Genomic DNA, 14,919 nt, shown 5'->3' with positions numbered 1-14,919 from the left:
ATGCGGGCCAGGCGTCCGTAGACCCTGCGCGTCGACGATCAGCGCGTGCACCGCCTCGGTGATCCGCACGAACGGGGTGGCCCGGCGCAGCTCGACCAGGGGCAGGCCGCGCCGCTCGGCGGCGGCGGCCATCACCCGGGGTGCACCGCTGACGTACCGGCGGCCCAGTTCGACGACGAGCCCGGAGACACCGACGTCGGCGAGGTCGCCGATGAACGCGCGCAGCCCCGCGTCGTCGGCCGGCAACCCGATGCCGGTGGTGAGCACCAGCTCACCGCCGCCGAGCAGGGTGGCGATGTCGGGTACCTCGGCGACGTGCACCCACCGGACCGGCCGGTCCAGCCCGGCGTCCCCGGCGACCACACGGGGAGCGCCGTGGCGGACGGGGTCCAGGGCGAGGACCTCACGGACGGTAGGGAACACGGCCGACACGCTACCGTCCGTGACCCCGGACCTCGATCTGCCGAGGCCGCTCAGTCGACGCCGAACTCCATGGCGGCGCGGTCGAGCGCCTCGTCGGCGGCGGAGGCGACGCCCCGGGAGGCGATGGCCTCCGCGCCGCCCTCGGGCATCGCGCCGATCAGCCCGGTCGAGGCTGCCTGCGCGGCGCCGATGATCCGCTGGGGAGCCGCGCCGCCGACCATGCCGAGGGAGGCGTACTGCTCCAGCTTCGCCCGCGAGTCGGCGATGTCCAGGTTGCGCATGGTGAGCTGGCCGATCCGGTCGGACGGGCCGAACGCCGAGTCCTCGGTGCGCTCCATGGACAGCTTGTCCGGGTGGTAGCTGAACGCGGGGCCGGTCGTGTCCAGGATTGAGTAGTCCTCGCCCCGGCGCAGCCGCAGCGTCACCTCGCCGGTCACCGCCGTGCCGACCCAGCGCTGCAACGACTCGCGCAGCATCAGCGCCTGCGGGTCGAGCCAACGGCCCTCGTACATCAGGCGACCGAGGCGGCGGCCCTCGCTGTGGTAGTTCGCCAGGGTGTCCTCGTTGTGGATGGCGTTGACCAGTCGCTCGTACGCGGCGTGCAGCAGGGCCATGCCGGGCGCCTCGTAGATGCCCCGGCTCTTGGCCTCGATGATCCGGTTCTCGATCTGGTCGGACATGCCCAGGCCGTGCCGGCCGCCGATGGCGTTGGCCTCCAGCACCAGGTCGACGGAGCTGCCGAACTCCTTGCCGTTGATCGTCACCGGGCGGCCCTGGTCGAACCCGATCGTGACGTCCTCGGTGGGGATCTCCACCGACGGGTCCCAGAACCGGACGCCCATGATCGGGCTGACCGTCTCGATGCCGGTGTCGAGGTGCTCCAGGGTCTTCGCCTCGTGCGTCGCGCCCCAGATGTTGGCGTCGGTGGAGTACGCCTTCTCGGTGCTGTCCCGGTACGGCAGGCCGCGCTCCAGCAGCCATTCCGACATCTCCTTACGCCCACCCAGTTCGGTGACGAAGTCGGTGTCGAGCCACGGCTTGTAGATGCGCAGCTGCGGGTTGGCCAGCAGACCGTAGCGGTAGAACCGCTCGATGTCGTTGCCCTTGAAGGTCGAGCCGTCGCCCCAGATCTGGACGTCGTCGGAGATCATCGCCCGCACCAGCAGGGTGCCGGTCACGGCCCGGCCCAGCGGGGTGGTGTTGAAGTAGGCCCGCCCGCCGGAGCGGATGTGGAAGGCGCCGCAGGTCAGCGCGGCGAGGCCCTCCTCGACCAGAGCGGCGCGGCAGTCGACCAACCGGGCGACCTCGGCACCGTACCTGAGCGCGCGACCGGGCACCGAGCCGATGTCGGGCTCGTCGTACTGGCCGATGTCGGCGGTGTAGGCGCAGGGGACGGCGCCCTTGTCGCGCATCCACGCGACCGCGACCGAGGTGTCGAGGCCGCCGGAGAAGGCGATGCCGACACGTTCGCCGATGGGCAGGGAGGTGAGAACCTTGGACACGGGGAAGATTATTCAGCAAGACGCATGGTCATGCAAGCGGATCGTCGCGACCCAGTTCCCAGAACGCCACCGCCGCGGCGGCGGCGACGTTCAACGAGTCCACGCCGCGCCGCATCGGGACGACCACCCGCACGTCGCTGGCCGCCTGCGCCGCGGCGGTGAGGCCGGGACCCTCGGCGCCGAGCAGCAACGCCGCCCGCGCGCGCTGCGCCGGGGTCAACCGCGAAATGGGTACGGCGTCCGGCGCGGGCGTCATGGCGAGCACGGTGAAGCCCGCCTCGCGCACCTCGTCGAGCCCGGTGGGCCAGCGTTCGAGCTTGGCGTACGGCATCGCGAAGACCTCACCCATGCTGACCCGTACGCTGCGCCGGTACAGCGGATCGGCGCAGGACGGCGACAGCAGCACGGCGTCGATGCCCAGCGCGGCGGCGCCCCGGAAGATCGCGCCGAGGTTCGTGTGGTTGTTGACGTCCTCCAGGATCACCACCCGGCGCGCGGCGGCGAGCACCTCGGCCGCCGTCGGCAGCGAGCGGCGGTGGAACGACGCGAGCACCCCCCGGTGTACGTGGAAACCGGTGGCCCGTTGCAGCACGTCCTGGGTGGCGGCGTAGACGGGCGCGTCGCCGGTGTCCAGGTCGGCGAGCTGGTCGACGCGCTTGGCGTCGACCAGGTACGACCGGGCCGGGTAGCCGGCGCGCAGCGCCCGGCGCAGCACCAGCTCGCCCTCGGCGATGAACAGGCCGTGCGGAGGCTCCCAGCGGGTGCGCAGCTCGACGTCGGTGAGCGCGCGGTAGTCGGCGATCCGGTCGTCGTCAGGGTCGGTGATCTGGTGGACGGGCACCCGCCGATTCTGCCGGACGGTCGACCCCCGCTCCGGATGCCCGCCGCACGGGGTGTTTTGTCCGGTCGAGACGGGGAACGACCGGTGAAGTACCGGACTCGACGGGAAGGACCAGCCAGGTGAGCGCAGACCACACGGCACCGCCCGAAGCGGGTGCCCTGCCCCGGCGACCGACCGTCGCGGACCACATCGTCTCCCGCCTGTTCAGCTGGGGCGTGCGGCGCTACTTCGGCTATCCCGGCGACGGCATCAACGGCCTCACCTCCGCCCTGCAACGCACCAACGAGCGCGCCCAGTTCGTCCAGGTCCGGCACGAGGAGACCGCCGGCTTCGCCGCCTCCGCGCACGTCAAGTACGGCGGCGGGCCGCTGGGCTGCGCGCTGGTGACCAGCGGGCCCGGCGCCATCCACCTGCTCAACGGCCTGTACGACGCCAAGCTCGACCACCAGCCGGTGGTCGCCCTCGTCGGGCACACCGCGGTCACCGCCGAGGGCGGCGGCTACTACCAGGAGGTCGACCTCCTCGCCCTCTACAAGGACGTCGCGGCGGCGTTCCTGGCCCAGCTCGACCATCCGGCGCAGGTGCGTCACCTCGTCGACCGGGCGTGCCGCACGGCGCTGTCCCGGCGTACCGTCACCGCCCTGGTGCTCCCGTCGGACCTGCAGGACGAGCCGGCCATCCCCGACCCGCCGCACGCGCACGGCTACTACCACACCAGCAACGTGCCGAGCAGCACGCCGACGGTTCCGCCGCAGGCCGACCTGCGCCGCGCCGCCGAGGTGCTGCGCGGCGGCGAGCGGGTGGCCATGCTGGTCGGGCAGGGCGCACTCGGCGCGCAGGACGAGGTCCGCGAGATCGCGCACCGGCTCGGCGCCGGGGTGGCCACCGCGCTGCTGGGCTTCACCGTTGTCGACCATCGCGAGCCGTGGGTGACCGGCGCGATCGGACTGCTCGGCACCCGGCCCAGCTGGCAGCTCATGACCGGCTGTGACCGGCTGCTGATCGTGGGCAGCAACATGCCGTACTCGGAGTTCTACCCGCCGCCCGGTCAGGCCCGCGCGGTGCAGATCGACCTGGACGGCACCCAGCTCGGGCTGCGCTACCCGACCGAGGTGAACCTGACCGGCGACGCCCGCCCCACCCTGCGGGCGCTGCTGGACGAGCTGGGCCCCGGCCCCGGGCCGACCGCCTGGCGGGCCGAGATCGCCGAGGCCACCTCGGCCTGGCGACGCGTCCAGCGCGACCTGGCCGCGCAGAGCGCCGACCCGGTCAACCCGCAACTGCTGTTCACCGAGCTCAGCGACCGGCTCCCCGACGACGCGATGCTCGCCGTGGACTGCGGCACCGCGACCGCCTGGTACGCCCGGCACGTGCAGGTCCGACCCGGGATGCTGGCCAGCCTCTCCGGCACGCTGCTGTCCATGGGCGGGGCCATGCCGTACGCCCTGAGCGCCAAGTTCGCCCACCCGGACCGGCCACTGGTCGCGCTGATCGGCGACGGGGCGATGCAGATGAACGGCGTCAACGAACTGATCACCGTGGCGAAGTACTGGCACGGCTGGGCCGACCCGCGGTTCGTGGTGCTGGTGCTCAACAACCGGGACCTGGCGTTCGTCAGCTGGGAGCAGCGCTCCTCGGAGGGGATGCCGATGTTCCCGGACAGCCAGCAGCTGCCGGACATCGGCTACCACCAGTGGGCCCAGGTCCTCGGGCTGCACGGAGAGCTGGTCGACTCGCCGGAGCAGGTGCCCGGCGTCTGGGAGCGAGCGCTGACCGCCGACCGGCCGGTCGTCATCAACGCGCTGGTCGACCCGGCCGAGCTGATGCTGCCGCCGCACTTCACCGCCGAGCAGGCCCGCAAGACCGCGGCGGCGGTGCTACGCGGCGACACCGACTGGGCCGGCATCATCCGCCGCGGTCTCCCCGCGACGATCGCCAGCTACCGCCCCCGCCGCCGCGAGCGCTGACCCCCGCCGGGTCAGCCGCGCCGGTCGAGCCAGCGTTGCAGGGCCGAGCGTGGGTCCTGCTCCCGGGTGGGCTGCTGGCGCTCGGGGACGACGGGGCGCTCCACCGGGCGGCGGGGCTCGCCGGCCAGCTCACGGCTCGGCGCGACGAACGCCTTCTCCGGCTGCCCCTTCACCGCCGTGGCGATGATTCGGGCGACCGCGTCGATCACCTTGCTCTGCACCGCCGAACCCACCGAGTCGGCGGGGTCGTCGGGGTTGGCGGCGATGCCGGCGACGGCCACCTGCGGGGTGAAGCCGACGAACGTCTCGGTGGCGTTCTCCTCCGAGCTACCGGTCTTGCCGGCCACCGGCCGACCGTCGAGGATGTCGTTCACGCCGGTGGCGGTGCCACCGTTGCACTGCCCGTACGGCGACTGCTGGCCCACCGGGCAGCGGGCCGCGTCCGTCGCGGCGCGCGCCACGTCGGCGTCCAGGACCCGCTTGCAGGACGGCTGGCCGACCGGCACCTTCGCGCCCTTCGCGTCGGTCACCGAGACCACCGGCACCGGGGTGCAGTAGGTGCCCTCGGCGGCCACCGTGGCGTACGCGTTGGCCAGGTCCAGCGGGGTGGTGGCGGCGACGCCGAGGGTGAACGAACCCCAGTTCGCGGCGTTGTTCTTGGCGAAGGCGGCGTCCGAGTCGGCGCGGAAGGTGATGCCGAGCCGCTGCGCCATCTCGACGACCTTGTCCTGCCCGACCTGCTCGGCCAGCCAGACGAAGTAGGTGTTCACCGAACGGCCGAAGCCGTCCCATATCATCCGGTACCCGTCCATCCACTTCGGGTTGGCGTTCGCCGGGCACCAGCGGCCGTCGCAACTGCCCGGGCCCTCGGCGGCGTACCGGGTGGGCAGCTTGGCGGGGGCGTCGAACCCGGTGGAGAGGGTACGGCCCGACTCCAGCGCGGCGAGCATGGTGAACAGCTTGAACGTCGAACCCGCCTGGTATCCGTCGACACTGGCCCCGCCGGAGATCAACGGGTTGACGGTGTTCGGGTAGTTCGCCTGCCCGGCCGGGTTGTCGGCCAGGCTGTAGTGCCGGTTGACCGCCATCGCCAGCACCCGACCGGTGCCCGGCTGCACGGCCGCGATCGGCAGGGCGCGCTTGTTGTCGTACCCGTACACCCTGGTGGCCTGCTGTTGCGCGGTGGCCTGGACCTGCGGATCGAGCGAGGTGACGACGGTGTAGCCGCCCGAGCGCAGGGCCTGCTCGCGCTCGGCGGTGGTGGCGCCGAAGGCCGGCTGGGTCAGCCACCACTGGCGCAGGTAGTCACAGAAGAAGCCCCAGTCGTCGTGGCCCCGGGCGACGGCGGTGCAGCCGTTGGGCTGCGCGGTCGGGTGCAGGGTCAGCGGCTCCGCCTTGGCCTGCGCGGCCTGCGCTGCGGTGATCGCGCCGGTGGCGACCATCGAGTCCAGCACGTACGACCGGCGGGCCAGCGCCTCGTCCTTGTCGCCGCCGATCGGGCTGTACGCGTCCGGGGACTGCACCAGGCCGGCGAGCAACGCCGACTCGGCGAGGGTCAGCTTCGCCGGCGGCTTGCCGAAGTAGCGCTGGCTGGCCGCCGCGATCCCGTACGCCCCGGAGCCGAAGTAGGCGATGTTCAGGTACCGGTTGAGGATCTCGTCCTTGCCGAGGCTCTTCTCCAGCGCGCCCGCGTACCGGATCTCCTGGAGCTTGCGGCCGACGGTCGGGTCGGTGGCGGCGGCGCGCTCCTCCGGCGTGCGGGTGGGGTCGGTCTTGAGCACGTTGCGGACGTACTGCATGGTCAGCGTGGAGCCGCCCTGCTCGGCGCCGCCGCCCTTGACGTTGGCGACCAGCGCTCGGGCCAGGCCCCGCAGGTCCGCGCCGCCGTGGTCGTAGAACCGCCGGTCCTCGGCCGCCACGATCGCCTGCCGCATCACCGGGGCGACGTCCGCCAGCGCGACGTCGGTGCGGTTCACGTCGTAGAACGTGGTGAGCAGCGTCTTGCCGTCGTTGGCGTAGAGGTACGAGCGCTGCGGGGTGGCCGGGGTCTTCAGCGAGGCCGGCAATGCGGCGTACGACCCGATCGCGGCGCGCGCGGCGAACCCGACCAGCAGGTTGCCCGGGAGCGCGGCCACGGCCAGGACGAGCCCGGCCAGCACGCCAGCGAGCAGCACGGTGAACAGCCGCGACAGCGGCGAGCGAGAGGCGGCCATGCTCCCCAGGATTGCCACAAAAACCGCCAACCGACCACCCCCGAAACCCAACTGTCACCAACTTCACGCCCCCACGGCCCCCTCCCCCTGGGTGGGTTTTAGGGGGTTGGGGTGCTCAGGCTGGCGTTGGCGGCGTCTCGGGCGGTTTCGCGGGGCATGAGGCGGCCGGAGCGGTAGCCGATGCCGATGCCGGCGATCAGCACGAAGATCGCGCCGAACGTCTGCAGCGAGCCGATCAGGGCACCCCCCAGGCCGAGCAGTGGTGCGGCGATGATCAGCATGACTCCGTCGCCGATGCTGAAGGTGCCGGAGCGGGCCACCGCCCACCCGGTCAGGAGCCAGCCCACGCTGTAGAACGTGGCGCCAAGCAGGACCAGCGAGCGCGCGGTGGTGCCGAAGACCGGCGTCTGCCCCTCGAGCCCGGCGAAGGGCAGCATCAGCACGGTGCCGGCGATACTGACCAGCAGACCGGCGGCGGCCACCCGGCGGCTGCGCGTGGCGGCCAGCAGGCCGGTGAGGGCCAGCAGCGCGAGCAGGCCCAGCCACACCGCGGCCACCCAGCCGATCAAATACACGGCCCGGCCGTCGGCGGGATAGGGGTCGTTGCCCACCCCGCCGTCGCTGGCCATCGCCACCGCGCCGTAGAGAATGGCGTACGCGGGCAGCAGCCACACCGCGGCACGCGCGAACCGGCGTACCGACCAGGCCCAGCTGGCATTCGTGGCCGGGGCGCCCGGGGTCGGCTCGCCCAGGAAGGGCAGTACGCCGAACCCTCCACCGGTGCTCCGGGAGCCCAGCGGGGCGACCGGGTCGTGCGCGCCGGGCACCGGGGCCGAGGACCACATCCGATTCGCCGGATCCTTCATGCGTCACCTCGCTCGTCCGCGAGCGGTGCGAGACGCGCCGGGGCGCCCCGATTGCCTGGTCACCACCCGTCCTAGGACCGATCGTGGCAGGCATCGGAGCGCCCCATGAGCATTTCTCGCATTAACGCCGTGCGTCGGAGCCTCGGTTCGAGGCTCGCCCGGCCCGGCCGGCGTGCCGGATCAGCCGCGCTCGCGCTGGTCGGCCGGGTCCTCGGTCAGGCTGGCCGGGGTGACCGGCTCCGGCGCGGGCAGCCCCTGCGGCTTGTTGCCGCCGGTGGCCTGCGCCTCGGCGACGCGTACCTCGTCGTGGATCTGCTGGGCGGCGTCCGCCGCGGCCTGCGCCGCCTCCGCCGCCTCGCGCTCCACCTGGCTCGCGTGGTCGGCCGCCTCCGGCGCGGGCAGGTCCCCGACCATCTGGCTCAGCCCACCGAGCGCGCCACCCATGCCCTCCAGGGCCTTGGTCAGCTCGGCCGGCACGATCCAGACCTTGTTGGCGCTGCCCTGGGCGATCTGCGGGAGAGCCTGCAGGTACTGGTAGGCGAGGACCTTCTGGCTCGGGTTCGCCTGGTGGATCGCGTCGAACACCGTCCGGATCGCCTTCGCCTGCCCCTCGGCCTGCAGGATCCGGGCCTGCCGATCACCATCGGCCCGCAGCACCGCCGACTGCTTCTCACCCTCGGCGGTGAGGATCTGCGACTGCTTGTGCCCCTCGGCGGTCAGGATCGCGGCACGGCGGTCCCGCTCGGCGCGCATCTGCTTCTCCATCGAGTCGCGGATGCTGGCCGGCGGCTCGATCGCCTTGATCTCCACCCGGGTCACCTTGATGCCCCAGCGGCCGGTGGTCTCGTCCAGCACACCGGACAAATGCCGGTTGATCTCGTCCCGGCTGGTCAGGGCCCGCTCCAGATCCAGCGAGCCGATCACGTTACGCAGCGTGGTGACGGTCAGCTGCTCGATGGCCTGGAGGAAGCTGGAGATCTCGTACGTCGCCCGGACCGAGTCGACCACCTTGAAGTAGAGGACCGTGTCGATCGAGACCACCAGGTTGTCCGAGGTGATCACCGGCTGCGGCGGGAAGCTGACCACCTGCTCCCGCATGTCGACCTTGGTGCGGACGGCGTCGATGAACGGCACCAGCAGGTTGAGGCCGGGGTTGAGGGTGCGCTTGTACTTACCGAGCCGTTCCACCACGTCCTGGCGCTGCTGCGGCACGATCCGCACCGCCTTGGCCAGCGTTATCACGGCGATCAACGCCACCGCGATCACCAGCACCCCGAATATCGTCATCCCGTTCACCCTCTCGCTTCCGGCAGCTCGCCGGCGGAAGAAACATCGTCCTGCCAGACCAGGGCGGTCGCGCCCCGGACCTTTATCACCCGAACCCGCAGACCGGGCTCGAAAGTTTGCGTCGTGTCGTACGGCCGAGCGCTCCACAGCTCCCCGTCAATCTTGACGAGGCCGCTGTCGGCGTCCACCCGCTCCAGCACCAGCGCCGTGGAGCCCTCCATCGCCTCCACGCCGAACGGCTGTTCGCCGCTCTCCAGCGCCGAACGGCGGTGCCGCTTGATCACCGGCCGCGCCACCACCAGGCTCAACGCGGATACCACCGCGAAGATCAGGGCCTGCACCGCCACCGGCGCACCCAGGGCGGCGGCACCGGCGGCGGCGAAAGCCCCAACCCCGAACATGATGAGAAAAAGGGTCGTCGTGAAGATCTCGGCGACCGCCAGCACCACACCCAAAACGATCCACACCACGGCGTCCACACCACGATCCTGACACGTGGATGCACGAGCAGCCCACCCGCAAAGATCAGTAGGCTCGGCGAGGCCCCGCCCCGACAATGATTTGGCAGCCCGACCCAAGGAGATCCCGTTGACCCTGCTGCCCGAGACCGCCCGGCAGATCGACGCCCGGGTCGCGCAGGCCCAGGCCGACGGCCACACCCCCTCGCTGGTGCTGGGCGTGGTGCGCGACGGCACGTTGGCGCACCTGGCCGCCGCCGGTGCGCACCCCCGCCCGGACGCCGACCTGCAGTACCGGCTGGGCTCGATCAGCAAGACCATGACCGCGACCCTGATCATGCAGTTGCGCGATGCGGGCCGGCTCGCCGTCGACGACCCGGTGGAGCGCCACCTGCCGGGCACCGGCGTCGGCGCGCTCACCCTGCGCCAACTGCTCGCGCACGCCAGCGGCATCCAGCGCGAACCCGACGGCGACTGGTGGGAACGGGCCGCCGGCGTGGACCTCACCACCCTGCTCGCCGGGGTCAACCCCGACAAGATCGCCTACCCGCCGCACCGCACCTATCACTACTCCAACCTGGCGTACGGGTTGCTCGGCGGCGTCCTCGAACGACTCACCGGGACGCCCTGGGCCGACCTGCTCAGCGAGCGGATCCGCACCCCGCTGGGCCTGCGCCGCACCACGTACGCGGCCACCGAGCCGTTCGCCCGTGGCTACGTCGTGCACCCCTGGCACGACACCCTGCGCGAGGAGCCGCGTACCGACACCGGGGCGATGGCCCCGGCCGGGCAGCTCTGGTCGACGATCGAGGATCTGGGCCGCTGGGCCGCCTTCCTGGCCGACCCCGACCCGTCGGTGCTGGCCGCCGAGACGCTGACCGAGATGTGCTCCCCCGTGGTGATCAGCGACCAGGAGTCCTGGGGACACGGCCACGGCCTCGGGCTGGAGCTCTTCCGGGAAGGCGACCGGGTGTACGTCGGACACGGCGGCTCCATGCCCGGCTACGTCGCCTCGCTGGCCGTGCATCGGCCCAGCCGCACCGCGGTCGTGGGCTTCGCCAACTCCTACGGTTTCCGTACCGGCCACATCGGCGGGCTGGGCCGGCAACTGCTCACGCTGGTGCTGGACGCCGAACCCGCCCCGGCCACCCCGTGGCGCCCGGCCGCCGCGCCGCCACCCGCCGAACTCGCCGAGCTGACCGGCCGCTGGTGGTGGATGGGCACCTCCATCGAGGTGTACGCGGACGCCGTCGGCGACCTGCACGCCGGCCCGGTCGGCGCACCGAATCTCCGGTTCGTTCCCGAGGGCCCGGATCGCTGGCGGGGTCGGGCCGGTGGGCAGGACGGCGAGATCCTCACGGTGCGCCGCGACGGGCAGGGCCGCGCGGCCGCGCTGGACATCGCCACCTTCGTCTACACCCGCAGCCCCGACCAGGAGCCCTGACTGGACGTTTGTTTCGCGTTCGCGTCAGTAGCGGCCGATTTACGTCTCGACCTCGTCAGGGCAATATGCCGGACCTGGCCTGGAATAACCACATCCTGGCCAGCTCTGCCTTGACCAGAATCAGAGCATTTCAGCCCGCGATCGTGTCTGGTTCACTTTCACCCAACATCGACGTACATGAGGTCCGTCGATCCGACCCCCAGACGCCGTACGCCTGAATCATGACCGCGCGACGAGCCTATCCGTCCGACCTGTCCGACGCCCGCTGGGCCCTGATCGCACCCCGCCTGACCGCCTGGCGACAGGCCCGCACCGACGCCGGCGTCAGCGGCCGCACCCCCACCCACGACCTGCGCGAGATCTTCAACGCCATCCTGTACGTCAACCGCACCGGCATCACCTGGCGCTACCTGCCCCACGACTTCCCACCCCACCCGACGGTCTACGGCTACTTCGCCGCCTGGAGCAAAGAAGGCATCTTCACCGACCTGAACTACCAGCTCACCGGACTCGTCCGCGACCACCACGGCCGCACCATCACACCCACCGCATCCATCATGGACAGCCAGAGCGTGAAGACCTCCACCAACGTCCCACTGTCCACACAGGGCACCGACGCCGGAAAGAAGATCGTCGGCCGCAAACGCGGCATCATCACCGACACCCTCGGCCTCCTCCTCGAGCCCGCTTGCCCGAACGTACTCCGGAGCGGCGCCGCGGGCGCGAAGTGCGCTTGATGGGTGCAAGGTTGCGATTCCATGTAGATGTGACTACCAGCTATAGCTGGCACTTGCCGATGACAGTGCGCCGGGCGGCCTTCGGTGGAGACGGTCGCCACACCCCGACCGCCGCCATCGACAGCGGGTGCGGGCGGCGCGTTGGATCGGGGTATGTCTGCACACTTTGACGTGGTGGTGCTCGGGGCGGGTCCGGGAGGCTATGTCGCCGCGATCCGCGCGGCTCAACTGGGATTGTCGACGGCCATTATCGAGGAGCGGTACTGGGGCGGCGTGTGCCTCAACGTCGGCTGCATCCCGTCCAAGGCGCTGCTTCGCAACGCCGAACTGGCCTACCTGGTCACCCACGAGGCGAGGACGTACGGCATCCGGGTCGACGGGCAGGTCAGCCTCGACTATCGTGCCGCGTTCGACCGCAGCCGTAAGGTTGCCGACGGGCGCGCCAAGGGCGTCCGGTACCTCATGAGGAAGAACGCGATCGTTGAGTACGAGGGACGGGCCAGCTTCACCGACCCGCACACGCTGGCCGTGGCCCGCAAGGACGGCGGCACCGACACCGTCACGTTTGACCACTGCATCATCGCCACCGGGGCGACCACCCGGCTGCTGCCCGGCACCGCGGTCAGCGACCGGGTCGTCACGTACGAGCAGCAGATTCTCTCCCAGGAGTTGCCGGAAAGTATCGTCATCGCCGGGGCGGGCGCGATCGGCGTCGAGTTCGCGTACGTCCTGCACAACTACGGCGTGCGCGTGACGATCGTGGAGTTCCTCGACCGGATGCTGCCGCTGGAGGACGAGGAAATCTCGGCCGAACTTGCCCGCCGCTACAAGCGGCTCGGCATCGAGGTACTCACGTCGACCCGGGTGGAGTCGATCGACGAGACCGACGACCGGGTCCGGGTGACCGTGTCGTCCAAGGGCGGCGAGCAGCGCGTGCTCGAGACTGACAGGGTGCTACAGGCGATCGGCTTCGCGCCCCGCGTCGATGACTATGGCCTGGAGAAGACCGGGGTCCGGCTCACCGAACGGGGCGCCGTCGACGTCGACGCCCGCTGCCGGACCAGCGTGCCGCACCTGTTCGCGATCGGCGACGTGACTGCGAAGCTGATGCTCGCGCACGCCGCCGAGGCGATGGGCATCGTCGCCGCCGAAACGATCGCCGGCGCCGAGACGATGGAGCTGGACTACACCATGATCCCGCGGGCGACGTACTGCCAGCCGCAGGTGGCCAGCTTCGGCCTCACCGAGGCGCAGGCCCGCGAGCGAGGCCACGACGTGCGGGTGGCGAAATTCCCCTTCAGCGCCAACGGCAAGGCGCACGGCCTGGGCGACACTGTCGGCTTCGTCAAGCTGATCAGTGACGCCAGGTACGGCGAACTGCTCGGCGGGCACATGATCGGTCCGGACGTCACCGAACTGCTGCCCGAGCTGACCCTGGCGCAGCAGTGGGACCTGACCGTGCACGAGCTTGCCCGCAACGTGCACGCCCACCCGACCCTCGGCGAGGCGGTCAAGGACGCCCTGCACGGGCTCGCCGGACACATGATCAACATGTGACGCCGCGCGGGGTCGGCCGTCCCTCCAAGCGGCTGAAGGCGGCGATGGCCCGAGCCCGCTCGGCCGGTTCCGGGAAGAGCCGGACGATCATGCCAAGGCTGACCGCCATGGTGAGCGCTCCGCCGATGCCCTGGAGGAAGCGGGCGGCGACCAGCACCCCCGGCATCGCTGGTGTTCCTCCCAGGTTTCGATGTCTCCATCAAACCCGGTGCGGAACACCCGGGTACCACCCGGACACGCCACCTGAACCACCGCCACGGTCTGCGCCGGAATCTCCACCGACACCCTGGGCCTCATTGACATCCGGGCACCACACTCCATAAGGGACATACGGCCGCCGCCAAGCTCGAACACCCGCCGGCTACAGCGAGTTAGCCAACAGAGTCCGGCAAGGTAGTTGTATGTCCGATTTAGGTGATTCCAAAGAGTTGTAGCGGCCGGTACGGGTTTCGACTGTTGTGGCGTAGGGCTTTGGCGATGTTGGTGACGCCGGCCAGTCGGAGCAGGCTGATGACGGTGTTGTGGAGGGCGGCCATGGCCTGCGGGGCGTTGCCGATGCGGATTTGGTTGGCGTCCTCGCCGAAGGTGACGTCACGGATGTGGTGCAGGGCCTCGATGAGTCAGGAGCATGAGCACCGCGCCCGGCGCTGTGATAGCCGCAACCGCGGCGCTCGCACCGGTGCCGGCACGCGTCCACCGGCCTGACGTCGGCAGCTTCATCGTCCGTCCCGCGCTGCTTCCTGCTGGTGCGCACGAGACGTTCGCATCAGGGCGACATAACCGTCCTCCAGGCTCGGGACCACGGCCTCGGCGCCGGCCGGCGGAGTCTCGGCAACGAAGCGGTAGAGCATGCCGTTCGACGCGGCTTGCGCGTTGACCACGGTCAGGTCGCCGACTGGCGGAGCACCGGTGGTGTGCAGGCTGAACGTCCTGCCGTCGGCCGCCTCGACCAGGCCGTTGGTGCTGCCGTGGTACGCCAGCCGGCCGGCGTTGAGCACCGCCACCTCCGGGCAGGTCTGTGCCACGTCGTCGAGGATGTGCGTGGACAGGATGACCGTCCGGTCGCCGCCGAGGCCGGCGAGCAGTGTGCGGAACCGCATCCGCTCTTCGGGGTCGAGGCCGGCCGTGGGCTCGTCGACAATGATCAGCCGCGGGTCGCCCAGCAGAGCCTGGGCGATGCCGAGGCGGCGTCGCATGCCTCCGGAGAAGCCGCGCACCCGGCGGTTGGCGTGCTCGGTCAGCGCCACCCGTTCGAGCAGCGACCCGACCTGGTCGCGGCGGACCCGCTTGTCGTCGATGCCCTTGAGCAGGGCGACGTAGTCGAGGAACTCCCGCGCGTTCAGGTCGGGATACAGGTCCAGGTCCTGCGGCAGGTAGCCGAGCGCTCGGCGGACCGCCTGCTTGCCTGCGCCGGTGGCCATGTCGTGGCCGCCCACGATCACCCGGCCGGCGGTGGGGCTGATCAGTCCCGTGATGATGCGCATCAGCGTGGTCTTGCCGGCCCCGTTGGCACCGAGCAGCCCGATCATGCCGGGCGTCAGCGACAGGGAGAGCCGGTCGAGGGCGCGCGCGTCGCCCTTGAAGGTCTTGGTCAGGTCCGTGATCTCGATGTCCATCGGGTCTC

At 71.1% G+C, this 14,919-nt stretch carries 11 protein-coding genes and 2 pseudogenes; 4 read left to right on the top strand and 9 right to left on the bottom strand.

Going from position 1 to position 14,919, the window contains the following annotated elements; all coding sequences use genetic code 11:
- Positions 1 to 24: 24 nt before the first annotated feature.
- The 3 genes and pseudogenes from OG505_RS03715 to OG505_RS03705 all read right to left on the bottom strand — a co-directional run.
- A pseudogene (locus OG505_RS03715) lies at positions 25 to 432 on the bottom strand (PucR family transcriptional regulator ligand-binding domain-containing protein); the annotation flags it as partial.
- A 41-nt stretch (positions 433 to 473) separates the two neighbouring features.
- A complete protein-coding gene (gene argG / locus OG505_RS03710; RefSeq protein WP_405430974.1) occupies positions 474 to 1,925 on the bottom strand; it encodes an argininosuccinate synthase in 1,452 nt (483 codons plus the stop codon).
- Positions 1,926 to 1,953: 28 nt separating this feature from the next.
- Positions 1,954 to 2,766 (bottom strand): TrmH family RNA methyltransferase, encoded by an 813-nt coding sequence (locus OG505_RS03705; protein ID WP_405430973.1) that lies wholly within the window; start codon positions 2,764 to 2,766, stop codon positions 1,954 to 1,956.
- A gap of 119 nt (positions 2,767 to 2,885) precedes the next feature.
- Here OG505_RS03705 and OG505_RS03700 point away from each other — a divergent pair, with 119 nt between their 5' ends.
- On the top strand, positions 2,886 to 4,733 hold the full coding sequence (locus OG505_RS03700) for a thiamine pyrophosphate-requiring protein (protein ID WP_405430972.1): 1,848 nt from the start codon (positions 2,886 to 2,888) through the stop codon (positions 4,731 to 4,733).
- 11 nt (positions 4,734 to 4,744) lie between these two features.
- Here OG505_RS03700 and OG505_RS03695 read toward each other — a convergent pair whose 3' ends face one another.
- The 4 genes from OG505_RS03695 to OG505_RS03680 form a co-directional block, all read right to left on the bottom strand.
- Complete coding sequence (locus tag OG505_RS03695) at positions 4,745 to 6,946, bottom strand: transglycosylase domain-containing protein (RefSeq protein ID WP_405430971.1); 2,202 nt, start codon at positions 6,944 to 6,946, stop codon at positions 4,745 to 4,747.
- Positions 6,947 to 7,044: 98 nt separating this feature from the next.
- Positions 7,045 to 7,812, bottom strand: coding sequence for a hypothetical protein (locus OG505_RS03690; RefSeq protein WP_405430970.1), 768 nt, complete (start codon positions 7,810 to 7,812; stop codon positions 7,045 to 7,047).
- A gap of 180 nt (positions 7,813 to 7,992) precedes the next feature.
- Entirely contained in the window at positions 7,993 to 9,099 is a 1,107-nt protein-coding gene (locus OG505_RS03685; protein WP_405430968.1) for an SPFH domain-containing protein, read from the bottom strand.
- Positions 9,100 to 9,104: 5 nt separating this feature from the next.
- Positions 9,105 to 9,578 carry an NfeD family protein gene (locus OG505_RS03680; RefSeq protein ID WP_405430966.1) on the bottom strand — a complete coding sequence of 158 codons (474 nt, stop codon included), beginning with the start codon at positions 9,576 to 9,578 and terminating at the stop codon, positions 9,105 to 9,107.
- Positions 9,579 to 9,687: 109 nt separating this feature from the next.
- Here OG505_RS03680 and OG505_RS03675 point away from each other — a divergent pair, with 109 nt between their 5' ends.
- From OG505_RS03675 to lpdA, 3 genes and pseudogenes are all read left to right on the top strand, one after another.
- Positions 9,688 to 11,001 (top strand): serine hydrolase domain-containing protein, encoded by a 1,314-nt coding sequence (locus tag OG505_RS03675; RefSeq protein WP_405430965.1) that lies wholly within the window; start codon positions 9,688 to 9,690, stop codon positions 10,999 to 11,001.
- A 221-nt stretch (positions 11,002 to 11,222) separates the two neighbouring features.
- Positions 11,223 to 11,681: pseudogene (locus tag OG505_RS03670) on the top strand (transposase); the annotation flags it as partial.
- Between the two features lie 210 nt (positions 11,682 to 11,891).
- Positions 11,892 to 13,295 (top strand): dihydrolipoyl dehydrogenase, encoded by a 1,404-nt coding sequence (gene lpdA, locus OG505_RS03665; RefSeq protein ID WP_405430964.1) that lies wholly within the window; start codon positions 11,892 to 11,894, stop codon positions 13,293 to 13,295.
- Here the strand turns inward: lpdA and OG505_RS03660 are convergent.
- Both OG505_RS03660 and OG505_RS03655 read right to left on the bottom strand, forming a co-directional pair.
- Complete coding sequence (locus OG505_RS03660) at positions 13,285 to 13,461, bottom strand: hypothetical protein (protein ID WP_405430963.1); 177 nt, start codon at positions 13,459 to 13,461, stop codon at positions 13,285 to 13,287. The genes lpdA and OG505_RS03660 overlap by 11 nt on opposite strands.
- A gap of 550 nt (positions 13,462 to 14,011) precedes the next feature.
- Positions 14,012 to 14,911, bottom strand: a complete 900-nt coding sequence (locus OG505_RS03655) for an ABC transporter ATP-binding protein (protein WP_405430961.1) — start codon at positions 14,909 to 14,911, stop codon at positions 14,012 to 14,014.
- Between the last annotated feature and the right edge of the window lie 8 nt (positions 14,912 to 14,919).

This window comes from Micromonospora sp. NBC_00617, assembly GCF_045161355.1.
Lineage (GTDB): Bacteria > Actinomycetota > Actinomycetes > Mycobacteriales > Micromonosporaceae > Micromonospora.
The sequence above is the reverse complement of the archived record's forward strand: the minus strand, read 5'-3'. Positions and strand labels throughout refer to the sequence as shown.